Source organism: Pseudomonas sp. UME65 (genome assembly GCF_014170225.1).
In the GTDB taxonomy this organism is placed as follows: domain Bacteria; phylum Pseudomonadota; class Gammaproteobacteria; order Pseudomonadales; family Pseudomonadaceae; genus Aquipseudomonas; species Aquipseudomonas protegens.
This window is the reverse complement of sequence record NZ_LZZQ01000004.1, coordinates 111175-134807: the sequence shown is the minus strand read 5'-3', so window position 1 is coordinate 134807 and position 23633 is coordinate 111175. Positions and strand designations below refer to the sequence as shown.

At 61.6% G+C, this 23633-nt stretch carries 27 protein-coding genes and 1 tRNA gene; 18 read left to right on the top strand and 10 right to left on the bottom strand.

Annotated features, from left to right (window positions below):
- The first annotated feature begins 1 nt into the window (after position 1).
- The 12 genes from A9971_RS01715 to A9971_RS01665 all read left to right on the top strand — a co-directional run bounded on the left by A9971_RS01715 (position 2) and on the right by A9971_RS01665 (position 9013).
- Complete coding sequence (locus A9971_RS01715) at positions 2-235, top strand: hypothetical protein (RefSeq protein WP_053149916.1); 234 nt, start codon at positions 2-4, stop codon at positions 233-235.
- Between the two features lie 12 nt (positions 236-247).
- Positions 248-2968, top strand: coding sequence for a toprim domain-containing protein (locus tag A9971_RS01710; RefSeq protein WP_183000759.1), 2721 nt, complete (start codon positions 248-250; stop codon positions 2966-2968).
- A 51-nt stretch (positions 2969-3019) separates the two neighbouring features.
- Positions 3020-3148 (top strand): hypothetical protein, encoded by a 129-nt coding sequence (locus A9971_RS32820; protein ID WP_256674751.1) that lies wholly within the window; start codon positions 3020-3022, stop codon positions 3146-3148.
- 51 nt (positions 3149-3199) lie between these two features.
- On the top strand, positions 3200-4018 hold the full coding sequence (locus A9971_RS01705) for a DUF5906 domain-containing protein (protein ID WP_183000758.1): 819 nt from the start codon (positions 3200-3202) through the stop codon (positions 4016-4018).
- 9 nt (positions 4019-4027) lie between these two features.
- Positions 4028-4396 (top strand): hypothetical protein, encoded by a 369-nt coding sequence (locus A9971_RS01700; protein WP_183000757.1) that lies wholly within the window; start codon positions 4028-4030, stop codon positions 4394-4396.
- A gap of 78 nt (positions 4397-4474) precedes the next feature.
- Complete coding sequence (locus A9971_RS01695; protein ID WP_183000756.1) at positions 4475-4738, top strand: hypothetical protein; 264 nt, start codon at positions 4475-4477, stop codon at positions 4736-4738.
- Positions 4739-4740: 2 nt separating this feature from the next.
- The gene (locus A9971_RS01690; protein WP_053157186.1) at positions 4741-4944 is read left to right on the top strand and encodes a hypothetical protein; all 204 of its coding nucleotides are present in this window, start codon (positions 4741-4743) and stop codon (positions 4942-4944) included.
- Between the two features lie 62 nt (positions 4945-5006).
- Positions 5007-5465, top strand: a complete 459-nt coding sequence (locus A9971_RS01685; RefSeq protein ID WP_183000755.1) for a DUF2528 family protein — start codon at positions 5007-5009, stop codon at positions 5463-5465.
- On the top strand, positions 5458-7257 hold the full coding sequence (locus A9971_RS01680) for a DNA cytosine methyltransferase (protein WP_183000754.1): 1800 nt from the start codon (positions 5458-5460) through the stop codon (positions 7255-7257). Before A9971_RS01685 ends, A9971_RS01680 begins: the two co-directional genes overlap by 8 nt.
- Entirely contained in the window at positions 7254-7505 is a 252-nt protein-coding gene (locus A9971_RS01675; RefSeq protein ID WP_183000753.1) for a hypothetical protein, read from the top strand. Before A9971_RS01680 ends, A9971_RS01675 begins: the two co-directional genes overlap by 4 nt.
- Before the next feature lie 11 nt (positions 7506-7516).
- The gene (locus tag A9971_RS01670; protein ID WP_183000939.1) at positions 7517-7726 is read left to right on the top strand and encodes a hypothetical protein; all 210 of its coding nucleotides are present in this window, start codon (positions 7517-7519) and stop codon (positions 7724-7726) included.
- Positions 7727-7819: 93 nt separating this feature from the next.
- Positions 7820-9013, top strand: coding sequence for an Arm DNA-binding domain-containing protein (locus tag A9971_RS01665; RefSeq protein WP_183000752.1), 1194 nt, complete (start codon positions 7820-7822; stop codon positions 9011-9013).
- A gap of 133 nt (positions 9014-9146) precedes the next feature.
- On the opposite strand, the gene A9971_RS01660 is transcribed toward A9971_RS01665, so the two are convergent.
- Positions 9147-9236, bottom strand: a tRNA-Ser gene (locus A9971_RS01660).
- Between the two features lie 318 nt (positions 9237-9554).
- On the opposite strand from A9971_RS01660, the gene A9971_RS01655 reads away from it, so the two are divergent.
- The 3 genes from A9971_RS01655 (at position 9555) to A9971_RS01645 (ending at position 12303) form a co-directional block, all read left to right on the top strand.
- Positions 9555-10244: a crotonase/enoyl-CoA hydratase family protein gene (locus A9971_RS01655; protein ID WP_011060161.1), complete on the top strand. Its 690-nt coding sequence runs from the start codon at positions 9555-9557 to the stop codon at positions 10242-10244.
- A 218-nt stretch (positions 10245-10462) separates the two neighbouring features.
- Positions 10463-11185 carry a 1-acyl-sn-glycerol-3-phosphate acyltransferase gene (locus A9971_RS01650; protein WP_183000751.1) on the top strand — a complete coding sequence of 241 codons (723 nt, stop codon included), beginning with the start codon at positions 10463-10465 and terminating at the stop codon, positions 11183-11185.
- Positions 11186-11331: 146 nt separating this feature from the next.
- A complete protein-coding gene (locus tag A9971_RS01645; RefSeq protein WP_019093266.1) occupies positions 11332-12303 on the top strand; it encodes a magnesium and cobalt transport protein CorA in 972 nt (323 codons plus the stop codon).
- A gap of 43 nt (positions 12304-12346) precedes the next feature.
- On the opposite strand, the gene A9971_RS01640 is transcribed toward A9971_RS01645, so the two are convergent.
- From A9971_RS01640 to A9971_RS01630, 3 genes are all read right to left on the bottom strand, one after another.
- Entirely contained in the window at positions 12347-13069 is a 723-nt protein-coding gene (locus A9971_RS01640; RefSeq protein ID WP_015634730.1) for an amidotransferase, read from the bottom strand.
- A gap of 105 nt (positions 13070-13174) precedes the next feature.
- On the bottom strand, positions 13175-15319 hold the full coding sequence (locus A9971_RS01635) for a 3-hydroxyacyl-CoA dehydrogenase NAD-binding domain-containing protein (protein WP_183000750.1): 2145 nt from the start codon (positions 15317-15319) through the stop codon (positions 13175-13177).
- Between the two features lie 25 nt (positions 15320-15344).
- On the bottom strand, positions 15345-16550 hold the full coding sequence (locus A9971_RS01630) for an acetyl-CoA C-acetyltransferase (RefSeq protein WP_011060156.1): 1206 nt from the start codon (positions 16548-16550) through the stop codon (positions 15345-15347).
- A gap of 352 nt (positions 16551-16902) precedes the next feature.
- Between A9971_RS01630 and A9971_RS01625 the strand changes: the two genes are divergently transcribed.
- The 3 genes from A9971_RS01625 to A9971_RS01615 all read left to right on the top strand — a co-directional run bounded on the left by A9971_RS01625 (position 16903) and on the right by A9971_RS01615 (position 18412).
- Positions 16903-17058: a hypothetical protein gene (locus tag A9971_RS01625; RefSeq protein ID WP_015634727.1), complete on the top strand. Its 156-nt coding sequence runs from the start codon at positions 16903-16905 to the stop codon at positions 17056-17058.
- Between the two features lie 101 nt (positions 17059-17159).
- Positions 17160-17609 (top strand): rhodanese-like domain-containing protein, encoded by a 450-nt coding sequence (locus A9971_RS01620; protein WP_011060155.1) that lies wholly within the window; start codon positions 17160-17162, stop codon positions 17607-17609.
- A complete protein-coding gene (locus A9971_RS01615; RefSeq protein ID WP_053149891.1) occupies positions 17606-18412 on the top strand; it encodes a cytochrome c in 807 nt (268 codons plus the stop codon). Before A9971_RS01620 ends, A9971_RS01615 begins: the two co-directional genes overlap by 4 nt.
- Before the next feature lie 68 nt (positions 18413-18480).
- Here the strand turns inward: A9971_RS01615 and A9971_RS01610 are convergent, their stop codons facing one another.
- The 6 genes from A9971_RS01610 to A9971_RS01585 all read right to left on the bottom strand — a co-directional run bounded on the left by A9971_RS01610 (position 18481) and on the right by A9971_RS01585 (position 23602).
- A complete protein-coding gene (locus A9971_RS01610; RefSeq protein ID WP_053149888.1) occupies positions 18481-19254 on the bottom strand; it encodes a transglutaminase family protein in 774 nt (257 codons plus the stop codon).
- Positions 19251-20201, bottom strand: a complete 951-nt coding sequence (locus A9971_RS01605) for an alpha-E domain-containing protein (RefSeq protein WP_011060152.1) — start codon at positions 20199-20201, stop codon at positions 19251-19253. The genes A9971_RS01610 and A9971_RS01605 overlap by 4 nt, the downstream gene beginning before the upstream one ends.
- A gap of 11 nt (positions 20202-20212) precedes the next feature.
- Entirely contained in the window at positions 20213-21622 is a 1410-nt protein-coding gene (locus tag A9971_RS01600; protein ID WP_183000749.1) for a circularly permuted type 2 ATP-grasp protein, read from the bottom strand.
- Between the two features lie 440 nt (positions 21623-22062).
- Positions 22063-22404: a ribonuclease E inhibitor RraB gene (locus tag A9971_RS01595; protein WP_011060150.1), complete on the bottom strand. Its 342-nt coding sequence runs from the start codon at positions 22402-22404 to the stop codon at positions 22063-22065.
- Positions 22405-22616: 212 nt separating this feature from the next.
- Complete coding sequence (locus tag A9971_RS01590) at positions 22617-22850, bottom strand: hypothetical protein (RefSeq protein WP_015634724.1); 234 nt, start codon at positions 22848-22850, stop codon at positions 22617-22619.
- 143 nt (positions 22851-22993) lie between these two features.
- Positions 22994-23602 (bottom strand): START domain-containing protein, encoded by a 609-nt coding sequence (locus A9971_RS01585; RefSeq protein ID WP_011060148.1) that lies wholly within the window; start codon positions 23600-23602, stop codon positions 22994-22996.
- Between the last annotated feature and the right edge of the window lie 31 nt (positions 23603-23633).

Sequence of the window (23633 nt, the reverse complement as noted above, 5' to 3'; positions counted from 1 at the left end):
CATGGAAATCGACATCGCCATCACCGCAAAACTGCCCCGCGAACAGGCCGAAGCCCTGCTTCAAGCACTCCGAGCTGACTACAGCGCCCAGTTCAACGAGCACTGGTATGACGATCGCTTTCGCATGATCCCCGAAGGCCTCCGGCACGGTTCGCTGCTCGTGGCCTTTCCGGTCATGGCTGCGCAAAAACGCCTGATTGGCGCCCTGAAACATAGTCTCGACGAAGCGAAGTAAGCCACGATGGAAATGGAACATAGGCTGCGAGCCGAAGTCATCCAGCGCATTGAGCGGGATTACCAGCTCAAGCACATGCCCGGCACCAACTACATGCGCAAGGGTGTTTGCCCTGCGCCAAGTTGCGGCCAGAAGACCCTGTACACCTTCTACGACTCGCCCTGGACGTTGATCTGCGGACGGCCAGAAAAGTGCGACCACCGTGTCTATATAAAGGACGTCTACGACGATCTGTTCAACGACTGGAGCAAGACTGCCCCGTCGACGCCGGACAACCCGCTCGCCACGGCGCGCGCCTATCTTGAGTTTGCACGGGGCTTTAAGTTTGAGCTGATCGCCGGTTGGTTCACCCAGGAAAACTACTGGGACAGCCTCCTCAACATCGGCAGCGCCACGGTGCGCTTCCCACTGGAGAAAGGCGGCTACTGGGAGCGCCTGATCGATCGACCTGAACGATTCGGCAAGATGAAGGCGCGCTTCCGCCCCACCGGCGAGGGCCAGCCAGGTTACAAAGGCGTCTGGTGGTGCCCTCCAAGCGTGGATCTGCTGGAAGTCGATGAGCTCTGGATAAACGAAGGGATCTTTGACGCCATTGCCCTGGGCCACAACGACATCTCGGCCGTGTCCATGATGTCCAGCGCCCCCTGCCCTATCGATTCCCTCAAGGCATTGGTCAAACTGCGCCGCGACGCTGACAAACCCCTGCCACGCCTGGTGTGGGCACTCGATAACGAGCCAGTCGCCAAGGCCAACATGCGCCGTTGGGCGAAGGAAGCACGCGACCTAGGTTTTACCTGCAAGGCAGCCGTGATCCCCCAGCCCAATGGCAAAAAAGTCGATTGGAACGACCTGCACCTGCGCTGGAAGTCTATCGAGGGTGAGGACGAACGGGCCGAACGCATCCAGCAAGATCTGGAAGAGGCCCTTCACCAGGGCGACCTGCTACTTGCCGACTCAGCTGAGGAAAAGGGCTTTCTCATCTACCTGCGTGACGAACGCAAGGAATTCCACTTTTCGTTCCGCAAGCGCCTGTATTGGTTTCGGCTGGACCTTGAGCGCTACGACCGCGCCATGAACGACCTGGAGAGCTCAGAGCGTCATGAAGACCAGTTGCTCAGTGATGAACAGCGCCGCTACAAGGCCCTGCGCCAGTCAGGCTCAGTGACCAGCATCGCCAACTGCAATTTCCAAGCGCTGTACTACATGCGCAACGACCTGACCGATGAGGCCTGGTACTACTTCCGCATCGAGCGCCCGCAAGGGGCCATCATCAAAAGCACCTTCACGGCCAAGCAGCTCACCTCGGCGCCTGAGTTCGCCAATCGCCTGCTCAACGTCTCCAACGGTGCGATGTTCGAGGGCAGCGCCCAACAGCTGAAACGGATTCTCGCTCCCCAGCTCGATTGCCTGAAAACCGTGAACACCATCGAATGGATCGGCTACAGCCGCGAGCACGGAGCCTACGTCTTCAACGACCTCGCCTTCTTCGGCGGGAAGATCCAGATGCGCAACAAGGAAGACTTTTTCGACCTTGGAAAACTGAGCATCAAGTCGCAGAGCCAGTCGCCGGTGCTGCACATCAACACCGACCTCAACACCTACAACGAAGGCTGGTTCGATATCTACTGGCGCTGCTTTGGCGTGCAGGGTCTGGTAGTGCTGGCCTGGTGGCTGGGTGCCTTGCACGCCGAGCAGATCCGCCAGATCCATAAATCACTGATGTTCCTGGAGCTGGTAGGGGAAGCCGGTTCGGGTAAAACGACCCTGGTGGAGCTGTTGTGGAAACTGGTCGGCCGTACCGACTACGAAGGTTTCGACCCATCCAAAGCGACCGCCGCCAGCCGTGCGCGCAACTTCTCGCAGGTCAGCAACCTGCCCGTAGTGCTGATTGAGTCGGAGCGTGAGCAAAAAGAAGGCCAGCCGGTGAAGCACTTCGACTGGGACGAACTGAAAACCGCCTACAACGGCCGCAGCGTTCGCTCTACAGGCGTCAAGAACAACGGCAACGACACCCACGAACCGCCCTTCCGCGCCGCCCTGCTGATCGCGCAGAACAACCCGGTGAACGCCTCGGAGCCGATCCTGCAGCGACTCTGCCACGTCCACCTGACCCGGGAGCACCACACCCCGGAAACCAAGCAGTTCGCCGAGCAACTGGAGCGCATGCCGATGGAAAACATCAGCGGCTTCCTGATCAAGGCACTGCAACGCGAAGCCAACACCATGCGCCTGATGGAGGAAAACACCTCCGGCTACGAGCAGGAGCTGCTGGCCCAGCCCGGCGTTCGTACCGTACGTATCGCCAAGAACCATGCACAACTGCGCAGCCTGGTGGATGCATTGGCAGACGTGGTGCCCCTCGGCGAACACCGGAAGGCCCTCGCACACGCCGAGATCAACCGCATGGCCCTGGAGCGCCAGCAGGCCATCAACGCCGATCACCCGACCGTGCGCGAATTTTGGGACCTGTACGAATTCCTGAACGGCATGGATGAGAAAGGCGCGCTCAACCATGCGCGCAAGGACGGGTTAATCGCCGTGAACCTCAATGAATTCGTCGAGATGGCTGCCAACAAGCGCCAGCAGGTGCCTGCGCTCAGCGATCTGAAGCGCCTGCTGAAAACGAGCAAGTCACCCAAGTTTCTGGAGTCGAACAAGGGCGTCAACTCAGCCCGGTTGCTGGACGCGTTCGACAAACCGAAAACCATTCGCTGCTGGGTATTCCAGCCCTGAACCCCACCACCGAAGCGCTGCAACGCTTCGGCCCCCCAAAGGAGAAGCACCATGCAAGACGACAACGAACCGACCTTGAGTGACAACGCGATCACGTTGACCTGCAGTGCCGCGGCACTGGCTGTCCTGATCGTCCTGGGCAACCTCGCGCCGGACGTACTGCTGGCCATCGTCCGCTAACCCAACCGCCCAGGTGCTGCAACGCCTGGGCAACCCCAAAGGAGAAGCACCATGCAAAACGAACTGAAATCGACCATCCGCTTCAATGATTTTGTCGCCTACTTCGGCGCTCGGGGTGTAGTTGCTTTGGCCTGGTGGATGGGGGCTGCACATGCCGCCCGTATCCGCCAGGACCAAAATAGCTTCCCGTTCCTGCAGATCATCGGCGCAGCTGGTAGCGGTAAATCTCTGCTGCTCGACTACCTCCAGAAGCTGAACGGGCAAACGCCTTACGGTCATTCGCTGGCTCACGCCACACCAGCCGGACGAGCACACACATTCGCCCTCGCAGGACAGCGTGTCGTCATTTGCGAAGACAACGATGAATCAGGGCGATCCGTTGATTGGGATGAACTGAAGCCGCTGTACAACTCGGGCAGCATCTTTCTGCGATCCGCAGCGCGCGATAAGGAAAAGGGGACTTTTCGCGGCGCTCTGGTGATCACCGCAAACCAACCGCTGAAGTGCAGCGAAGCCGTCAGTAGCCGAATGATTTTGGTCGACCTATCCGCCACTGACGCCCCTACGCCAAGAGTTCGACCAGAAGCCATCGGCGACCTCGACGCCTGCGAGGCAAGTGCATTCGGTATCAAGGTGGATCAATCCGAAGACTGGATTTGCAACAACCTTCAAGCGTTTCTACCGGCGTACCAGGGCCAACTGGCGCGTCAATACGGGGCAAGCCTGAACGCGCGTACAGCCCTCAACTGCGCACAGATGATTTGTCTGATCGATCTGCTTTGCAAGCTTCTTTCGATCTCGCAGGAGCTTCAGCTTGAGGCCAGGAAGCTGATTCGCGACATCGCCTTCCTCGACACCATTCCCTACTGAGGCACAGCAATGAGCGAACTAAACCTCAACGAGCTGGAAATGCACCTCGCGTTTCAGTCCTGGGCAGAGCCTCGGGGCTATGACCTCACCCTCCGCCCTGGTGGTGGCGATTTCCTCAACCTGGAAACCCGCAATGCATGGCTGGGCTTCGAGGCTGCGCACGGCCCGGAGGGTTGCCACCGCAGCGGTCAACAGCTCTACGCCCTGATCAAGAAGTCCAGCGAGTACGCCCACCAGACCGACAAGCTGTTCGAGGTTCGAGTAGGCAAGGCGCCCTATGGTGCCTACGTGGTGCACGGCGGCCCTGGCGGCGTGTACCAACTGAGCGATGTGAATTTCTACGTGATTGAAGACGGCAAGCAGTACCGCTTGAGCTGACACCGGCACGGCCGGCAAAAGAAGTGGTGCCGAGGGACTGCAATCCCTCGACACCGACCACCCCAAAGGAGAAGCACCATGCAAGTGAATCAACCCAAAGGCGGCACCGCAGAGGCTACCACAACCCCATTCGCTGTCGGCGACAAGGTCAGCTACACCGCCCTGAAAGCCCAGGGCAACGGGTACAGGCTCAGCGCCCGCAATGGCGTGATCGTAGAGATCAATGGCCCGCTCGCAGTGGTTCGTATCGGCAACGGCCACCGCACCACCCTGCCGCTGACCAAGCTGACTCCGGACGGCCAGCCCAACGAGCTGACCCGCATGCTGTGCGGAGAGCGCTGAACATGGCCGAACGCTCCCGCCCGGCGATGGCAAGTCATCGCCTGGACCTGCCGAGCCGCTGTGACATCTGCGGCAAGGCCAGATCCACCCGCACCCACCAACGCTGCAGCAAGACCCGCCAACAGCGCAAAACAGCGGAGTGGGCAGCATTCATGGCCGAACAGGCCGCAGCCAAGCAGAACAAGCCTCGGCGTTTCGCGCGCTGAACTGGAAAACGGGCGTTTAACGGGGAGCTGCAACTCCCCATCGCCCCAAAAGGAGAAGCACCATGCAAACCATCCAACCTGCGGCCACCGTGCCCCAAGCCAGCAACACCGCGCTTTACCGTGTGGAGGAAACTTTCGGGGGCAATAACGTCCTGCTCGAAGTTGACCTCAACAAGCTGACACCCGAGCGGGCTACCGAGATCTGCAACTTCTGGAGCTGTTTAGGGAGCTACGTCGAATCCGAAGACGGGAACCCCGTACGTGCAGCCGTGCGCCTTTTCGGCAGCTGGATCATCAGCGACATGAGCCAAGGGGGTGGAACCGACTTCAGCACTGATTACGAGTCCCCAGATGGTGACCCGCATCCTGGCCTGATCTGGTCGGCTGATGTTCATGAGGCAGACGGCTGGGGCGGTACCGACGACAGTCCTTTTGGCTGGTGTGGCATCCGCTGCGTAGCGGCAGAAGTTGCGTCCATCAACTTCTACAGCGTCGAGCTGAAGGAGGTGCAGCATGATTAATCGCATCTTCAAGCACTTTCACTTCTGCTGCGGCCTTGGCGGCGGCGCCAAGGGTTTCAACCAAGCCAGATCCGTAGTCGGCAACATGCTGGGCACCTGGCGATGCATCGGGGGCGTCGACGTTGACCCGGTGGGCCTGCGCGACTTCGAACGCCTCGCCGGCGTCCCAGGCACCCAGCTGGATCTGTTCACCCGCGATCAATACGTTCGCTTCCACGGGAAAGAGCCACCACAAGGGTGGCGCGAGGCAACGGCGGAGGACATTCGGCGCGCCGCCGGTAACCAGCGCCCCGACGCGATCTTCATTTCCAGTCCCTGCAAAGGCGCCTCGGGCCTGCTGTCCGAAAAAATGAGCCTCACCCCCAAATACCAGGCCCTGAACGAGCTGACGCTGCGCTGCATCTGGCTTATGGGCGAAGCCTGGCCAGATGATCCGGTGCCGCTGATCGTCTTCGAAAACGTGCCACGGCTCGCCACCCGCGGCCGGCACCTGCTGGACCAGATCAACAAGCTACTGAGCCACTACGGCTATGCCTCGGCTGAAACCACACACGACTGCGGCGTCATTGGCGGTCTGGCCCAGAGCCGCAAGCGGTTCCTGCTAGTGGCCCGCCACATCGAGAAGGTGCCGCCCTTCCTGTACGAGCCTGAGAAAAAGACGCTTAAGTCAGTGGGATCGATCCTCGGCCGCATGCCGATGGCCGGCGATATCAAGGCCGCGGGCCCGATGCACCGGGTGCCATCGCTGCACTGGAAAACCTGGGTGCGCCTGGCACTGGTTCAGGCCGGCAAGGACTGGCGCAGCCTGAATGACCTAGCCATCGAGGACGGGTATCTGCGCGACTTCGTGATAGTGCCCGAGGCTTACGGCGGGTATCTCGGCGTGAACAAGTGGGACGACTCAATGGGCGTTGTCGCCGGCCGGAGCCGGCCAACCAATGGCGCGTTCTCCGAGGCAGATCCACGGGCCAGGGACGGCGCGCTGCAATACCAGCAGTACGGCGTGCGGCGCTGGGATGAAACCAGCGGTGCGGTGATTGGAGTCAAGTCACCAGGGCAAGGGACGTTCAGCGTTGCTGACCCGCGTCAGCCCGAAGGTAGCTTTGGCAAGTACCTGGTAACACCGTGGGAGCGCCCCAGCAGCACAGTAATCGCTGGCAGCACCACCGGCCAGAGCGCTTTCGCCGTGCAAGATCCTCGCTACATCAACTGGCACGCCGGCGCGAGCACCAGAAAGCTTGGGGTCTGCCCTTGGGACAAGACGGCTGGAACTGTTACTGGTTCGCAACAGGTGGCCAGCGGGGCACTGTCGATCGCTGACCCTCGCCCGGGAATGAAGCGCGACAAGGGCGACGCCTATCTCACCGGTGGCCATTACGGAGTTGTCGACTGGAGCGGCCAGGCCGGAGCTGTTTCGGCGAGTGCCCGCCAGGACAACGGCCGTTGGTCCGTCGCAGACCCTCGCATGCCGGAGCCCAATGAAAAGCTCACCTGTGTAATCGAAAGCCTCGACGGCACCTGGCACCGCCCCTTCACCACCCTGGAGCTGGCCGCTCTGCAGAGTCTGGTCGAGCCAGAGGAATGGCTTGAGCTGGACGGCCTGAGCGACCAGGCCTGGCGGGAACGGATCGGCAACGCAGTTCCACCAGCAGCGGCCGAAGCGATCGCCCAGGTAATGGGCACCACGCTCCTCCTGGCCGAGGCCGGCGAGACGTTCATGCTCAACAGCATGCCGGTCTGGGTTCAGCCCGTAGCGATCGCGCTGAGCGTTGCGCAGCAGGAGGCCCTATGAACGTATTCCTTTTGCTGTACCTGTGCACCAGTGCCGCTCGCACAGATTGTCAGGTGGTCCCGGTTCAACGCTGGATTGGGCCTGACTCCTATCAGCAGTGCGGTACCTCCGCCCGACAACTCACGGCGGACCTCACCGATAGGAACCGCAAAAGACTCTATTTCGTTTGCGATATCCAGTCAGCCGGCGACATCGATGCTGCCCAGCAGTTACAACCGCAACTGAACCATCAATCGTTTCGGATGTGATGGGGGACTCCATGAGCAACAACAAATCCTTCCCTTGGAACTTAGACCTGACCGGCATCTGCGACCAGTGCGGAAAATCCCGTGCCCACGGCAACCACCAGAAGTGCAGCAAAGCACGTCAGATCCTCAATGCACGGCGACGGGCCGAGGAAGCTCATTCCGGGGTTGCTCCCGCACCTAGAAAAAGTGCCGGCCTGTTCTGGTTACTTCGCCAGCAGTGATCGGCAACACTAAACCCAGAACACAAAGGCCCGACAACGGGCCTTTTTTCTTTCAGCATGCTGGATCTTTCAATACATCGCGTGGGGACGCATATGGCTGATGGCGTAGAGGCCCGTGGCAACTCAGTACGGGTCTATTTTCGTTTCAATGGCGAGCTGTGCCGGGAGCTGGTGCCCGGCGGAAACACACCGGCTAACCGGGAGCACGCAAAGCGCCTGGTCACGGTAATCGAGTACGAGATACAAGCTGGTACCTTCGATTACCGCCGGCATTTTCCCGAGTCGACCAAGCTCGTCGAGAACAGCTTCGGGCATTACCTGGACCTGTGGCTGACGATCAAGAGCAACAGCGTGGCAGCGACCTCTTTCCGTGGGTACAAGAACAAGGCTGAGGTTCACGTGCGGCCGCGTTGGGGTGACATTCAGATCGATCAGATTGACCACCTGGACCTGCAAGAGTGGATTCAGGGGCCGCTGTCGAAGCGACTGAAGAACAAAACCATCCGCGACATCATCAGCAATGTGCGCCAGGTGTTCAGGCTCTATCGCACACGGAAGAAGGTCGCGCATGACCCCACAGAGGGGCTATTTGTGCGCCTTCCCGATCCAGAAGCGCCCGACCCGTTCACCAGGGCGGAAATCAAGCAGATCCTGGAGACACCCACCAACCGCACCCAGGAACTGCTGATGGTGCAATTCATGATTTGGGCAGGCCCGCGTGTATCAGAGACCATCGCGCTGGCCTGGGAGGACGTCGATCTGAAACAGGGGACAGTGACTTTCCGTCGGTCAAAGGTGCGCGGAGCCTACCGCGTGACGAAAACCCGGCGCTCGACGCGCAAGGTGCGCTTGCTGGAGCCCGCGTGGGATGCCCTGCGCAAGCTTGACACCATCAACCAACTCAAGACCGTGGACACCGTCGATGTTGTAGAGCGGGACAACAAGACAGTCCGCAAGCACAAACTGCACTTTGTGTTCCTGAACACCAAGAGCGGCCTGCCGCACGTCAGCGACTTTGTCGTGAGGGACAGGTTCTTCAAAGCGCACTTGAAAGCGGCCGGCGTTAGATATCGCGGCCCTGGCCAGTGCCGTCACACGTATGCCAGCCAGTTGTTGACTACCGGCGTGGCATCGATCGACTGGATTGCGGAGCAGATGGGCCACACCAGCGCGAACATGATCCGACAGCACTATGGCATGTGGATCAACGAGGACGGCCCCGACGTCATCGGAATGCTGCAGCACGCCCTGGGCTTGCAGCCACCAGGTGGTAACGAAACCCCATAAATCGGGGTCAGAACGCAGACACCCCGGCAGCCTGTGTTCCCATGGTTGTTCCCATATGGGCCTTTTTTGCCCCCCTGAAAACACAAAACCCCTGAAAACTTTAACGTTTTCAGGGGTTTAGTCGTTTCAAATTTGGCGGTGAAGGAGAGATTCGAACTCTCGATACAGTTTCCTGTATACACACTTTCCAGGCGTGCTCCTTAAGCCACTCGGACACTTCACCGTATCTCTTCAAACCGATTCAGTCTGTCGAGGCGCGCTAATGTAGTCGATCGCTTTTCAGATGGCAAACTTTTTTTTCAGAATTTTCATGCGCTTAAGCTCGATCCCCGGCCAAGGGCAATGCAGCCCCCCATGCAATAAGGCAAACCGGCCATTCTTCAGCCTTGCCCACAACCCTATAGAAGAAACCATGCGTTACCCGCTGTGTGATGCAGGGCCCTTAGCGGCCTCGGGGCTGACTCACCAGTCAGTCATGGCGCTTTACCGCAGCTACCGTGGTGGGTAACTTCTGCAGCACTTCAATACAAGGAATTGCGTCATGAGTGAGTTGATTTCCTACCATCTCGAAGACGGTATCGCGACCCTGACCTTGAGCAATGGCAAGGTCAATGCCATCTCCCCGGACGTGATTGCCGCCTTTAATGCGGCGCTGGATCAGGCTACCGCCGATCGCGCGGTGGTGATCATCACCGGCCAGCCGGGGATTCTCTCCGGCGGCTACGACCTCAAGGTCATGACAGCCGGCCCCAAGGAGGCCGTGGCTCTGGTAACCCTGGGTTCGACCCTGGCCCGCCGCCTGCTTTCCCACCCCTACCCGGTGATCGTCGCTTGCCCGGGGCACGCGGTGGCCAAGGGCGCGTTCCTGCTGCTGTCGGCGGACTATCGCATCGGTGTCGAAGGCCCCTTCAGCATCGGCCTCAATGAAGTGCAGATCGGCATGACCATGCACCACGCGGGTATCGAGCTGGCCCGTGACCGCCTGCGTCGCTCGGCTTTGCATCGTTCGGTAATCAATGGCGAGATGTTCGACCCGCAAAGCGCGGTAGATGCCGGCTTCCTCGACAAGGTGGTAGCGCCCGATGAACTGCAAGGCGCCGCCCTGGCCGCTGCACGCCAGTTGAAGAAGATCAACATGGTGGCGCACAAGAACACCAAGCTGAAGGTGCGCAAGGCACTGCTGGATGCCCTGGACAACGCGATCATCCAGGACCAGGAGCACCTGGGCTGAAACCCGCGGATTTGCTACCTGAACCAGCCCGGCCTTCGCGCCGGGCTTTTTACTGCATGCCTTGCCAACAAGCCGCGACCGCTCTAGATCACCATCGCCAGCCATTGCTGGAAACATGTACTTAAACATCGCCCATCTCCCGGCTGAGAACGGCAATTGCCGAAAACAGTGCACATCCGTACACTGCGCCACCTTTTGTCCCCGGGTGGGCCGTTTAGATGCTGTATCTGCTTCGTATGTCGTTGATGGGCTTGCACTTTATCCTGGCAGGCAGCCTGGGCCTGCTGCTCGGCCTGTGCCGCCCATTCAACCCGGACAACAGCCGACTGTGCGCCCGCCTCTACGCCTGGCCGGCGATGTGCATCCTGCGCCTGCGGGTCAAGGCCGAGATCGGCCCGCTGATGGACAAACCCCAGGGCTGCGTGATCATCGCCAACCACCAGTCCAACTACGACCTGTTCGTATTCGGCAACGTGGTGCCGCGAAGGACCGTGTGCATCGGCAAGAAGAGCCTGAAATGGGTGCCGCTGTTCGGCCAGCTGTTCTGGCTGGCAGGCAACGTGCTGATCGACCGTGGCAACCCGCACAAGGCCCGGCGCTCGATGCTCACCACCACCCACACCTTGCAGCACGAGGACACCTCGATCTGGGTCTTCCCGGAAGGCACCCGCAACCTCGGGGAAGAGCTGCTGCCCTTCAAGAAAGGTGCATTCCAGATGGCCATCGCCGCAGGCGTGCCCATAGTCCCGGTGTGCGTCAGCAGCTACATCAAGCACATGCGCCTGGATCGCTGGAACAGCGGCAAAATCCTGATCCGCTCGCTGCCCGCCATCCCCACGGCCGGGCTGACCCTGGACGACATGCCCCTGCTGATCGCCCAGTGCCGCGAACAGATGCGCGAATGCATCGCCAGCATGGACCGCCAACTGCAGGCCGCCTGAACCCCGACGCCACAAAAAGCCCGCCTTGCGCGGGCTTTTATTTGTCCGCGAACTCCCTCGCGGCCAGTGACTCTGATGGAGCATTGCAGGCTAAGCTGCACCTTATCTGTCACCGCCCCCTTGATAAGAAGAAGTGAACCGGAACCATGGGTAGAGTTGTTGCTGCCGCCGTCTACAGCGGCGGAAAGAAAGTCACGGATATCAGCCTCGACGAAGGGGCCGCCTGGGCCGCCAAGCCCGGCCACTTCGTCTGGATCGGCCTGGAGGAACCCAACGCCCACGAGCTGGCCAACCTGCAGCGCCAGTTCAACCTGCATGAACTGGCCATCGAGGATGCCCTGGAAAAGCACAGCCGGCCGAAGCTGGAAACCTTCGGCGACGCGCTGTTCATCGTCACCTATTCGCCGGTGCGCGAGCAGGGCAAGCTGGAGTTCATCGAAACCCACATCTTTGCCGGCAACGGCTACATCATCACCGCGCGCAACGGCCACTCGGCCTCCTATGGCTACGTGCGCCAGCGCTGCGAGGCGCGCCCGCTGCTGCTGGAGCACGGTGAAGACTTCGTGCTCTATGCCCTGCTGGACTTCGTTACCGAGAACTACCAGCCGGTCAGCGAAGCCATCCACGCGGAAATCGACGAGCTGGAGCGCAACGTCCTCTGCGACTCGCTGAACGAACGGGACATCCAGCACCTGCACGGCCTGCGCCGCGACGTGCTGCGCCTGCGCCGGCATGTAGCGCCCATGGTGGAGATCAGCGAAGAGCTGCAGAAGCTCAGTTTTCCCTTTATCGACAAGAACATGCGGCCGTACTTCCGGGATGTGCAGATTCACGTCACCCGGCAGATGGAAGACCTCTCGACCCTGCGCGATATCGCCAGCCAGACCATCGAGATCGGCGTACTGCTGGAGGCTTCACGGCAAAGCATCGTGCAACGCAAGTTCGCCGCCTGGGCCGCGATCCTGGCGTTTCCGACGGCGGTGGCGGGAATCTACGGGATGAACTTCCAGAACATGCCGGAGCTGAGTTGGCACTACGGCTACTTTGGCGTCCTGGGTTTTATCAGCGTGGGTTGTGTCGGCCTCTGGGCCAGCTTCAAGCGTTCCGGCTGGCTCTGAGGGAGCGACGGCCCTGCGCCTTGCGGCAGGGCCATGGCCGGGTTCAGGCAGCCTCGGGCTTGTGAGCGACGAAACGCATCATCCACTCCGCCACAGTGGTGCCGTGATGGTCGTGCTCAAGGCTGGCCACGCCCTTCTGGTAGATCTGCTCGCCGAGAAACTCCTGGCGCAGGTCCAGCAAGGCGCGGGAATAGTCGTGGATGAACTCGGGGTGGCCCTGGAAGCACAGCACCTGATCATTGATATGGTAGGCCGCGAACGGGCAGAAATCGCTGGAGGCGATCACCGTGGCGTTCTCCGGCAAGGCAGTAACCTGGTCCTGATGGCTGATCAGTAGCGTCAGCTCCTCCACCACCGGGCTCATCCACGGCGCCTTGGCCGCCAGCTTGTAGCTGTGGGTACCGACACCCCAGCCCTGGCTCGCGCGCTCGCTCTTGCCCCCCAGCAGCAATGCCAGCAACTGATGGCCGAAGCAGATGCCCAACAGCTTGTCGCCACGCTCGTAGCGCCCCAGCAGGTAGGTCTTGAGGGTCTGGATCCAGGGATCGGTGCCGAACGAATCGGCCTTGCTGCCTGTCACCAGATAGGCGTCGAATTCCAGGTCATCGCTGGGGTACTCCCCCTGGACCACGTTGTAGACGCTGAATTGGGCAGCGATGGGCTGCTGGGAAAACAGGCGCTGGAACATCTGCCCGTAACCCTGATATTGATCGACCAGTTCGGGACGCAGGATATCGGTTTCAAGAATGCAGATGCGTAGCGACATAAAAAATTCCTGACAAGGCGATGGCAATAATGAACAGTCCAGAGCCTGCCTTGAAATACCACGGCAAGGCAAGCCCCGGATCAGCTCATTGAGCGCCTGTCGGCGTCAGAACAACTGGCCCAGGCGAGCCTTTTCCAGAAGCAGCGTCGGCGGCCGGAAACGTTCGCCATATTGCTCGGCCAGGTACTGCGCACGGGCGACGAAATCCTGCACCCCGTACTGATTGATGAACTGCAGGGCGCCCCCGCTCCAGGCGGCAAAGCCGATGCCGAAGATCGAGCCGATGTTGGCGTCCGCCGTGGAGTGCAACACTCCCTCCTCCACACAACGCACGGTCTCGATGGCCTGGACGAACAGCAGGCGATCCCGCACATCCTGGGGCGAGATCTGCCCGTCGGCCTTGTAGAAGCGCGTGCGCAACTGCGGCCACAAATGCTTCTGGGCACCGGCCGGATAATCGTAGAAACCGCCACCGGCCGCCTTGCCCGGGCGCTTGTATTCGTTGAGCAGCAGGTCGATCACGGCAAATGCCGGATGTTCGATGGCCGGCTTGCCCTCGGCCTGCAGGTCCTTGGCGGTCTGCTGGCGGATATGGCTCATCAGGCTCAGGGAAACCTCGTCGGAAATTGCCAGCGGCCCCACCGGCATCCCGGCCTTGCGCGCTTCGGTCTCGATCATCGGCGCCGCGATGCCCTCGCCGAGCATGGCGATGCCTTCGTTGGTGAAAGTGCCGAACACCCGGGAGGTGAAGAAGCCACGGCTGTCATTGACCACGATCGGGGTCTTCTTGATCTGCAAGACAAAGTCGAAGCCGCGGGCCAGGGTTTCATCGCTGGTTTTCGCCCCCTTGATGATTTCCACCAGGGGCATCTTTTCCACCGGGCTGAAGAAATGCAGGCCGATGAACTTGTCCGGGTTCGGCACCGCCGTAGCCAGGCCCGTGATGGGCAGGGTCGAAGTGTTGGAGGCGATCACCGCGTCACCGCCGACCACCTGCTGCGCAGCCCGGGAGACCTTGGCCTTGAGCTCGCGATCCTCGAACACCGCCTCGATGATCAGGTCGCAACCGGCCAGGTCGGCATCCTCGGCGGTGGTGCGGATCCGCGCCAGGGTGGCGTCCCGCTGCTCGCGGCTCAACTGCCCGCGAGCCACCTTTTTCTCCAGCAGCGCCGCCGAGTGGGCCTTGCCCTTCTCGGCCGCCTCGGGGCTGATGTCCTTGAGCACCACCTCGATACCCGCCACCGCACTGACATAGGCAATGCCCGCGCCCATCATGCCGGCGCCAAGCACCCCGAGCTTTTTCGTGACCTGCGGCGACATGCCCTGTGGCCGTGAGCTGCCGGCATTGATCTGGTTGAGCTGGAACCAGAAGGTGCCGATCATGTTCTTCGCCACCTGGCCTGTGGTCAGCTCGGTGAAGTAACGGGTCTCGATCAGTTGCGCGGTGTCGAAATCCACCTGGGCGCCTTCGACGGCAGCGCAGAGGATCTTTTCCGGCGCGGGGAAGCAACCCTGGGTCTTGGTCCGCAGAATCGATGGGGCGATGGCCAGCATCTGCGCAACCTTCGGGTTCGACGGCGTGCCACCAGGGATCTGGTAGCCGCGCACATCCCAGGGCTGCTGCGCGCCCGGGTTGGCGAGGATCCAGGCCCGAGCCTTGGCCAGCAGGTCGTCGCGGTCCGTCGCCAGGGCATCGATCAGGCCTGCTTGCAACGCCTGCTGCGGGCGCACTTTCTTGCCTTCCAGCAGATAGGGCAGAGCCTTTTCCAGGCCCAGCATGCGCACCATGCGCACTACCCCGCCGCCGCCGGGCAACAGGCCCAGGGTGACTTCCGGCAGGCCGACCTGTACCGATTTATCGTCCAGGGCAACGCGATGATGGCAGGCCAGGCAGATTTCCCAGCCGCCGCCCAGGGCCGCGCCATTGATTGCAGCGACCACCGGCTTGCCCAGGGTTTCCAGGGCTCGCAGCTGGCCCTTGAGGGCCAGCACCATGTCGTAGAAAGCCTTGGCCTCGGGCCTGCCGACCTTGATCAGCTCATTGAGGTCACCGCCGGCGAAGAAGGTCTTTTTCGCCGAGGTGATGATCACCCCGGCAATCGATTCCTGCTCGGCCTGCAAGCGCGCTACGGCACCGGCCATGGCGTCGCGGTACAGGGCATTCATGGTGTTGGCGCTCTGGCCCGGCATATCGATGGTCAGGACGACGATCTGGTCCTGGCCTTTTTCGTAACGGATGGCATCGGTCATGAAAGGGATTCCTTGAAGTCGGGGCTCAGAGGCGTTCGATGATGGTGGCGATACCCATGCCGCCGCCGACACAGAGGGTCGCCAGGCCATAGCGCTGGCGCCGGGTTTCCAGCTCATCGAGCAAGGTGCCGAGGATCGCGCAGCCGGTGGCCCCCAGCGGGTGGCCCATGGCGATGGAGCCGCCGTTGACATTGACCTTGGCCGGGTCGATGGCCATGTCCTTGATGAACTTGAGCACCACCGAGGCGAAGGCTTCATTGACTTCGAACAGGTCGATGTCCTCGACCCGCAGCCCGGCCTTGGCCAGGGCCTTGCGGGTGGCCGGCGCCGGGCCGGTGAGCATGATGGTGGGGTCGGTGCTGGTGACCGCCGTGGCCACGATCCGCGCCCGGGGCTTGAGCCCCAGCTCGCGGCCCTTGGCTTCGGAGCCGATCAGCATCAGCGCCGCGCCGTCGACGATGCCCGAGCTGTTGCCGGGGGTGTGCACATGGTCGATCCGCTCCACATGGCTGTAGACCCGTAGCGCCGTGGCATCGAAGCCCATCTGCCCCATCATCTCGAAACTCGGCTTGAGCTTGCCCAGGCCCTCCAGGGTCGAATCGGCGCGAATGAACTCGTCATGGTCCAGCAGCACGATGCCGTTCTGGTCCTGCACCGGCACCAGGGATTTGGCAAAGGCCCCGCCAGCCCGGGCGCGGGCGGCCTTCTGCTGGGAGTGCAGGGCGAAGCGGTCGACGTCCTCCCGGGAGAAGCCTTCCAGGGTCGCGATCAGGTCGGCGCCAATCCCCTGGGGGGTGAAATGGCTGTGCAGGTTGGTCTCCGGGTCCAGCACCCAGGCCCCGCCGTCGCTGCCCATGGGCACCCGCGACATGGACTCGACGCCGCCAACCACCACCAGTTCCTCGAACCCGGAACGCACCTTCATCGCCCCCAGGTTGACCGCTTCCAACCCGGAAGCGCAGAAGCGATTGATCTGCACCCCGGCCACGCTTACATCCCAATCCGCAGCCTGGACCGCGGTCTTGGCGATATCGGCGCCCTGATCACCGATGGGCGTCACACAGCCCAGGACCACGTCGTCCACCTGGCTGGTGTCCAGCTCGCAGCGCTGCTGCAGGGCGCGCAACAGGCCCGCGGCCAGGTTCACCGGTTTCACGCTGTGCAAGGCGCCATCGGCCTTGCCTTTGCCGCGGGGCGTGCGTAACGCATCGAATATCAAAGCTTGGGTCATGACGTCCTCGAACCGCTGTGCAGGGGAAAATGTCGAGCTCCCACCTTAGGCGCGGCAGCGTCGGATTCAATGACCGATGCGCTCAGCCGCCTTGACGCCGACGCTCAGACGAACGGTAGGCAGCTAAGGGCTCTGCCGATGAAGGGTCGCGAGCTGTCTAGCCAGAGGGCGGCCAAGGCACGCCCGGGCCGATATATAGCCTTTTAATAAATCAGAAATATAAATTCATACGAATTGGATCTAAGCCAGAGGATTCAAGGCCCCTAAGGTAGAAACTGTAGGAAGTTCCAGACGGATTCTGCACTGGGGCAAGTAAGAAAAAGGACACATAGCCGGTTCATAGTGACTCGTAATGGAGTTCACCCACCGGCATGCATTGACGCTCAGGAATAACAACAAAAGGCATTCAGCCATGTTCAAGCATTCGAAAGTACGTCAGGCGGGGCTCATTCTTTTCGCAACCACACTGCTGTTGATCTTGCCGAATCTCACCAAAGTGATCGGCTGATCTGTGGCTGCTCGATCAACAAGACGGAAAATTGTCCCCGGTTCCTACCGGGGCACGGACTTGTGTGCCAGTCTTCCTGAGGAACACCAAGGGGAAGACTCATGCGCCATTGGATTGCACTCGCCACACTCCTGAGCGCCTTTCACGCTCACGCCGGAATCATCGACGTCAACCGCGCGGTGGACGAAATCAATGATGGGGCGTTGATCCTCGATCTGCGCAACGAGAGCGACTTTGCCGCCGGCAATGTGCACAACTCGCTGCAGGTCAATCTCGAACTGGAGGACGGCACCGGCATCAGCGCCGAGGGCCTGGCCTACCAGTTGCGCAAAGTGGTGCTGGACCCCAACGCCACCGTGGTGATCTACAGCGACACCAACCAGCACGCCCTTGAAGCCGAAGACACGCTGGTCAAGCACGGCTATTTCGGTATCGTGAACGGCGGCAACTACGAAGAGCTCCGGGACGCCCTGTTCGACCATGTGTCGCGACCGGACGACGTGCTTCCCGGCGACGAACCCACTGACGACGACCCGACGGCCATCAATTGAAAGTATTCCTCCTTGGCGCTGCCCTGCTGCTGAGCAGCCCGCTGCACGCCGCGCAACTGCTGATCGACCTGGGCTCCGCCAGCCACACCTGGCAGACCGAGGAACTGCTAAGGCACCCCCAGGCCCAGACCATTACCATCAAGGACGATGTGTCCTACAAGCGCGACATGCAGTACCGCGCCGTGCCCATGGCGACCCTGCTCAAGGGCCTGAAGGCCGAAGACCATCTTCAAGCCGTGGCCCTGGACGGCTTTGCCGCGGAGCTCAGCGCCGCGCCGCTGCTTGAACGCCAGGGCGCCCAGGCCTGGCTGGCCGTGGAGGACCCGAGCCGGCCCTGGCCTGCGCTGGCTGCCGACAAACCCAGCGCCGGGCCTTTCTATCTGGTGTGGACCGACCCTGCCGCCGGGCATATCAGCCCGGAGCAATGGCCGTTCCAGGTGGCGCGCATCCAGCGCCTGGAGCCAGTGGCGCAGCGCTTCCCGGCCCTGCTTCCGGATCCGCAGTTGGCGGCCACTGATCCGATCAACCAGGGCTTTGCCCTGTTCCAGAAAAACTGCCTGGCCTGCCACCGGCTCAACGGTACCGGCGATTCACAGTTCGGTCCGGACCTGAATATCCCCTACAGCCCCACCGAGTATTTCAGCGGCGATTTCCTCAAGCGCTATATCCGCGATCCGCAAAGCATGAGGCGCTGGCCCCAGGCGAAGATGCCCGGGTTCAACAACAACGTGCTGCCGGATCAGGAGCTGGACCTGCTGCTGGGGTATCTCAGGCACATGGCGGGGCGCAAGCAGGTTCCCTGAGCCTTGCGACATCGCCTTTGCCACCTCTGGCGCCTTCGCCGGCAGCCGGCGCCTAGCGAAAACGCGTGTTACTGCTGGAGCACCCTGGCGTGCATCTGCTCACCGGCGGCGCCCCGGCGCATGCCGCGCACCGGGCAGGCATCCAGGTAGTCCAGGCCCACCGCCAGCTTGAGGTGGCGCTCGGGCCGCGCCAGTTGGTGGGTCACATCGAAGCTGTACCAGGCGCCTTCCAGCCAGGCTTCGGCCCAGGCGTGGCCAAGTAATTGCCCGCTGTCCTCGCGGTACAGATAACCGGAAACAAAACGTGACGGAACGCCCAGGCTACGGGCACAGGCAAGGAAGGCGTGGGTGTGGTCCTGGCAGACCCCGGCGCGCCCGGCGAAAGCCTGCGCCGCGCTGGTGGTCACGCCCGTTGCCCCAGGCGTGTAGGCCATGAGCTGGTGCAGCCCATGCATCAGGTCGATCAACCCTGTACGATCACGCCGCCTTGCGCATTGCCGGCCGGCGAACTCGCGCAGTTGCGCATCCGCCTCGGTCAGGCTGGTGAAACGCAGGAACGGCAAGGGCGACTGGCATTCATGCTCGGCCTCGCGCAGCTCATCGATATCCACTTGGCCACGGGCGCCGATGATCACTGCTTCGTGGGGCTCGTCCAGGGTCAGTACGTGCAGGATGTTGCCGAAGGGGTCCCGCTGCGCACGCACCGGTCGTGGCAGATCCAGCTGCCAGCAGAGCACTTGCTGGCGCTCGCTGTCGTGGGGTGTCAGGCGCAGGTACTGGATGCTGGCGCCTACCGGATCGGCGTAGCGATAGGTGGTTTCATGGCTCACGGACAGTCTCATGCCGCCTCCAGATAAGAGCGGTGAATCGCGTTGCCCAACTGGCGCACCAGGGGGATGAAGTCGGTCAGCCAGGCGTGCAGGCCTTCGTCGAGAATCTGATCGATACCGATGTAGCGCAGGCGTGCATCCATCTGCGCAGCCAGACGCTGGGCCGGGCGCCCGTTGTCGCCGGGCAGGCTGGCGAGGATCTGGTCGATCTCCTCGGTACAGGCCCGCAGCGAGCGCGGCACGTCGGCGCGCAACAACAGCAGCTCGGCCACATGCCGGGCACCGGGCGCCTCGCGATAGACCTCGGTGTAGGCCTCGAAGGAAGACAAGGCCCGCAGCAACGCACTCCACTGGTAATAGGCATGGGCGGTGCCGTCGCACACCGCATCGGCCTGGTCGCCGGCCATCTCGTAGCGTGCGTCCAGCAGGCGCAGGGTGTTGTCGGCGCGCTCGATGAAGGTTCCCAGGCGGATAAAGCGAAAGGCGTCGTTGCGCATGATGGTGCCGTAGGAGGCGCCACGAAACAGATGGGAGCGCTCCTTGATCCATTCGCAGAAGCGGTTCATGCCATAGGCACTGAGGCCCTGGCTGGCGATCTGGTGGATGTCCAGCCAGGTGGCATTGACGTTTTCCCACATGTCGGCGGTGATCCGCCCGCGCACGGCATGGGCACAGGCCCGGGCCGATCCCAGGCAACTGTAGATACTGGCGGGGTTGGCCGGGTCCAGGGCGAAGAACTGCAATAGCTGCTCGGCGTGCAAGGCCTGGTGGCGGGCGTGGTAATCCTCCAGGGTGCCGGTGATCAGCAGTGGCATGGCCAGCTCGTGCAGGCCATCGCCGCGCCCGTCCTGGGGCATCAGCGACAGGGAATAGCTGACATCGAGCATCCGCGCCAGGTTTTCCGCGCGCTCCAGGTAGCGTGACATCCAGTACAGGTCCGACGCGGTTCGACTCAACATGGCAGGCTTCCTTAATCCTCGACCACCCAAGTGTCCTTGGTCCCGCCGCCCTGTGAGGAATTCACCACCAACGAACCTTCACGCAGGGCCACACGGGTAAGACCACCGGGCACCACACGGGTTTCACCACCAGAAAGGACAAAGGGCCGCAGATCGATATGCCGCGGGGCGATGCCGCTTTCGACAAAGGTCGGGCAGGTGGACAGCGCCAGGGTCGGTTGGGCGATGTACGCCTCGGGCCGGGCCTTGATCCGTACGCGGAACTCCTCGATCTGCGCCGCCGTGGCCGCCGGCCCCACCAGCATGCCGTAGCCGCCGGAACCCTGGGTTTCCTTGACCACCAGTTGCGCCAGGTTGGCCAGCACATGGGACAGCTCGGCGGGCCGGCGGCACTGCCAGGTCGGCACGTTCTGCAGAATCGGCTCTTCGTCCAGGTAGAAACGGATCATCTCGGTGACATAGGGGTACACCGACTTGTCATCGGCCACCCCGGTGCCGATGGCGTTGGCCAGTACCACAGTGCCCGAGCGGTAGGCTGCCAACAGGCCGGGCACGCCGAGCAGGGAATCGGGGTTGAACGCCAAGGGGTCGAGGAAGGCATCGTCGAGGCGACGGTAGATCACATCCACCGCCTGCGGGCCGGCGGTGGTGCGCATGAACACCCGGTCGTCACGCACGAACAGGTCGGCACCTTCCACCAGCTCCACTCCCATCTCCCGCGCCAGGAACGCATGCTCGAAAAATGCGCTGTTGAAGCGCCCCGGGGTCAGTACCACCACCGTCGGATTGTCCAGGGGGCTGGAGCTTTTCAGGGTATCGAGCAACAGGTTCGGGTAATGGTCGATGGGGGCGATGCGCTGGGCGGCGAACAGCTCGGGAAACAGGCGCATCATCATCTTGCGGTCTTCGAGCATGTAGCTGACGCCGCTGGGGGTGCGCAGGTTGTCCTCGAGCACGCAGTAGCGGCCGTCGCCGTCGCGTACCAGATCAACTCCGCAGACATGGGCATAGACATCACCGTGCAGGTCCAGGCCCTGCATGGCCAGCTGGTACTGCTGATTGGCCAGGACCTGCTCGGCGGGAATGATCGCGGCGCGGATGATTCGTTGCTGGTGGTAGAGATCGGCCAGAAACAGGTTCAGCGCCCGTACCCGCTGGATGCACCCTTGTTCGATGATCCGCCATTCCCGGGCCGGGATGATGCGGGGAATGGTGTCGAAGGGAATCAGCCGCTCGGTGCCCTGCTCATCGCCGTACAGGGTGAAGGTGATGCCGGCACGGTGGAACAGCAGGTCGGCCTCGCGACGGCGGCGGGCCAGGAGTTCGTCGGGGGTATTGGCCAACCAACGGGCGAACTCGCGGTAATGCTCGCGAACCTGGCCGTCGGCCCCATGCATTTCATCAACAGCGCTGTGGTTCATGCCGTACTCCCTGTCACCTGCACACCCGGGCTTCGCCAGCCCTGTGCCTTCGGCACAAGCGCCCCAAAATCAGTCCGTTGCAGCCCAAGGCCGATGCCCGCATAACCGATGCATGCGGACCGCCCCTGCCCGGGCCATGGCTGGCATCGGTCTTGGCTATCACCAGCATAGTCAGAGTTGATTTCACTGCCCGCTGGCCACTGGGGATAATCGCGTCCATCGAGCAAACACTTCGCCAAGCCTGATGAAGTCGCTGCTGCAACCTTGATGACACCGATGACAACCGGGTCCGGGCTCTCCCGACCGGTTCCCTCTCCTGACCGGTCTTCCCTTTTAGCCACCCTCTCGGGTGGCTTTTTTTTATCTTGTGCGGGCCCCGAAAACACAATTGGCCGGCCCAGGGGCCAGCCAATTGTCTGTCTCGGTATATCTAGCGCAGGCTATACCAGCCGTCCACGGATCTCCTGTTTCACTCCCCAGCCCTCAATGATGCCGCCCAGGGGCTCGACCACCGCCTCGAAGTCCTGTTCAAAATCCCCGATGCCGCCATAGGTGGCGTACATCACCTTGCTCAGTTCCAGGTACCAGGCGCCGTCGTCACGCACGCTGACCTGGGCATTCAAGGATTCACCGCGAAAATGTCCTGCCGCCCTGCGTGCCCGCTCCTCATCCGGAAAAATGGCGTAGAACTCGATGGGATGGAATCGTGAAAAGTCGAAACCGCCTTCTTTCATGCGGCGCAGCACACTGCTGCTGATGTCTTCTTGAACGGCTGTGCTCATGAAACGTCCTCCTCAAACCGATGGATAGACTTTCCGTGTTTCCCGAACCGCAGGCCAAAGGGACCAGCATCACGACCCGGGGCGGGTCGTCAGGAAACAAGCATGGAGCTGACAAGATCAGAGCCTAGCGAAGAATTCGCTGATCTCGTTTGCAGATTAGCGCCTTGCTCTGGACGTCGCCAGAAATTGCTGCGAAGCGCGCTCTACCCTCTCTAGATCGGCGTGATACTGAGAATCTGAATGCTGTTCTGCTCTTTCAGGCTCTTGAGGGTGGGATCCTCGGTGCGCCCGTCCAGATCGTTCAGGTCCAGTTCGGCACTCACTGGCAACAACTTGGCCCGCACCAGTTGGGCGGCGCGTTCCATCGTCGGTTGCTGGTCGCAGTCGAAATGCTCGACGGACTGGACACCATGATCGTCAACGAAAGTGACTTGCCACTTTTGCATCAGTGCCTCCTCGATAGCCCCATGAGTGGGCTGACAACATCTCGACCCTGAGCAACGGGCAATCGTTCCACCGCGCTGCCGGAACACATCAATGACAAGGCCGCCCGAAGGCGGCCCTGGTAATGCTGGCAAAACTCAGCCGATCAAGGCTTTTCGGCGCGAGCCTTGAGTGCCTTCAGGGTGTTGAACGGCGCATCCACCACGAACTTGTTGGCCAGCCAGGACGGCACGCTACCACCCGGCTCGGTGTGCACCTGGTAAGTCACTTCCACCTGGTCGGCGCCTTTGGGTACGAACTTCCAGTAGCCCTCGACCTGGGCCACCCGCACGAAGCCTTTCTCTTCAGGGATGTAGGTGGGCACGCCCTCCAGTTTGCGGGTCAGGCTGCCGTCGGCCGCTTCGCTGGTAGTGATGTGCAATACCGAATCACGGGCAGTGACTGGCCACGGGGTGTTGAACTGGGTGTAGGTCCAGCTTTGATCGCCCTCGTGCTTGAGCAGTTTCTGGGTCTTGCACTCATGGATCCAGGAACAGGCGCCCGCCACGTCTTCCTGAAGCGCGCGGAGCTTGGCGATGGAGGTCTTCATGGTGGTCACACCACGGTAGGCCTTGTATTTGGAGCCGGCCACTTCACTCAAGGAGACCTTGATGCCGTCTTCATCCTTGGCGGTTTGCCAGTCTTCGGCGTGGGCCGTTGCCGACAAGAGCACGGTTAAACCACAGAGCACAGCCATTCGTTGCAGCGAACCCATTGTCTTATTCCTTATTGTTGAAGTTCCGTTC

Bases quoted from the DNA above. Each gene is read 5' to 3' on its own strand.
- A9971_RS01715 (WP_053149916.1), top strand. From the start codon at position 2: ATGGAAATCGACATCGCCATCACCGCAAAACTGCCCCGCGAACAGGCC.
- A9971_RS01710 (WP_183000759.1), top strand. From the start codon at position 248: ATGGAACATAGGCTGCGAGCCGAAGTCATCCAGCGCATTGAGCGGGAT.
- A9971_RS32820 (WP_256674751.1), top strand. From the start codon at position 3,020: ATGCAAGACGACAACGAACCGACCTTGAGTGACAACGCGATCACGTTG.
- A9971_RS01705 (WP_183000758.1), top strand. From the start codon at position 3,200: ATGCAAAACGAACTGAAATCGACCATCCGCTTCAATGATTTTGTCGCC.
- A9971_RS01700 (WP_183000757.1), top strand. From the start codon at position 4,028: ATGAGCGAACTAAACCTCAACGAGCTGGAAATGCACCTCGCGTTTCAG.
- A9971_RS01695 (WP_183000756.1), top strand. From the start codon at position 4,475: ATGCAAGTGAATCAACCCAAAGGCGGCACCGCAGAGGCTACCACAACC.
- A9971_RS01690 (WP_053157186.1), top strand. From the start codon at position 4,741: ATGGCCGAACGCTCCCGCCCGGCGATGGCAAGTCATCGCCTGGACCTG.
- A9971_RS01685 (WP_183000755.1), top strand. From the start codon at position 5,007: ATGCAAACCATCCAACCTGCGGCCACCGTGCCCCAAGCCAGCAACACC.
- A9971_RS01680 (WP_183000754.1), top strand. From the start codon at position 5,458: ATGATTAATCGCATCTTCAAGCACTTTCACTTCTGCTGCGGCCTTGGC.
- A9971_RS01675 (WP_183000753.1), top strand. From the start codon at position 7,254: ATGAACGTATTCCTTTTGCTGTACCTGTGCACCAGTGCCGCTCGCACA.
- A9971_RS01670 (WP_183000939.1), top strand. From the start codon at position 7,517: ATGAGCAACAACAAATCCTTCCCTTGGAACTTAGACCTGACCGGCATC.
- A9971_RS01665 (WP_183000752.1), top strand. From the start codon at position 7,820: ATGGCTGATGGCGTAGAGGCCCGTGGCAACTCAGTACGGGTCTATTTT.
- A9971_RS01655 (WP_011060161.1), top strand. From the start codon at position 9,555: ATGAGTGAGTTGATTTCCTACCATCTCGAAGACGGTATCGCGACCCTG.
- A9971_RS01650 (WP_183000751.1), top strand. From the start codon at position 10,463: ATGCTGTATCTGCTTCGTATGTCGTTGATGGGCTTGCACTTTATCCTG.
- A9971_RS01645 (WP_019093266.1), top strand. From the start codon at position 11,332: ATGGGTAGAGTTGTTGCTGCCGCCGTCTACAGCGGCGGAAAGAAAGTC.
- A9971_RS01640 (WP_015634730.1), bottom strand. From the start codon at position 13,069: ATGTCGCTACGCATCTGCATTCTTGAAACCGATATCCTGCGTCCCGAA.
- A9971_RS01635 (WP_183000750.1), bottom strand. From the start codon at position 15,319: ATGACCGATGCCATCCGTTACGAAAAAGGCCAGGACCAGATCGTCGTC.
- A9971_RS01630 (WP_011060156.1), bottom strand. From the start codon at position 16,550: ATGACCCAAGCTTTGATATTCGATGCGTTACGCACGCCCCGCGGCAAA.
- A9971_RS01625 (WP_015634727.1), top strand. From the start codon at position 16,903: ATGGAGTTCACCCACCGGCATGCATTGACGCTCAGGAATAACAACAAA.
- A9971_RS01620 (WP_011060155.1), top strand. From the start codon at position 17,160: ATGCGCCATTGGATTGCACTCGCCACACTCCTGAGCGCCTTTCACGCT.
- A9971_RS01610 (WP_053149888.1), bottom strand. From the start codon at position 19,254: ATGAGACTGTCCGTGAGCCATGAAACCACCTATCGCTACGCCGATCCG.
- A9971_RS01605 (WP_011060152.1), bottom strand. From the start codon at position 20,201: ATGTTGAGTCGAACCGCGTCGGACCTGTACTGGATGTCACGCTACCTG.
- A9971_RS01600 (WP_183000749.1), bottom strand. From the start codon at position 21,622: ATGAACCACAGCGCTGTTGATGAAATGCATGGGGCCGACGGCCAGGTT.
- A9971_RS01595 (WP_011060150.1), bottom strand. From the start codon at position 22,404: ATGAGCACAGCCGTTCAAGAAGACATCAGCAGCAGTGTGCTGCGCCGC.
- A9971_RS01590 (WP_015634724.1), bottom strand. From the start codon at position 22,850: ATGCAAAAGTGGCAAGTCACTTTCGTTGACGATCATGGTGTCCAGTCC.
- A9971_RS01585 (WP_011060148.1), bottom strand. From the start codon at position 23,602: ATGGGTTCGCTGCAACGAATGGCTGTGCTCTGTGGTTTAACCGTGCTC.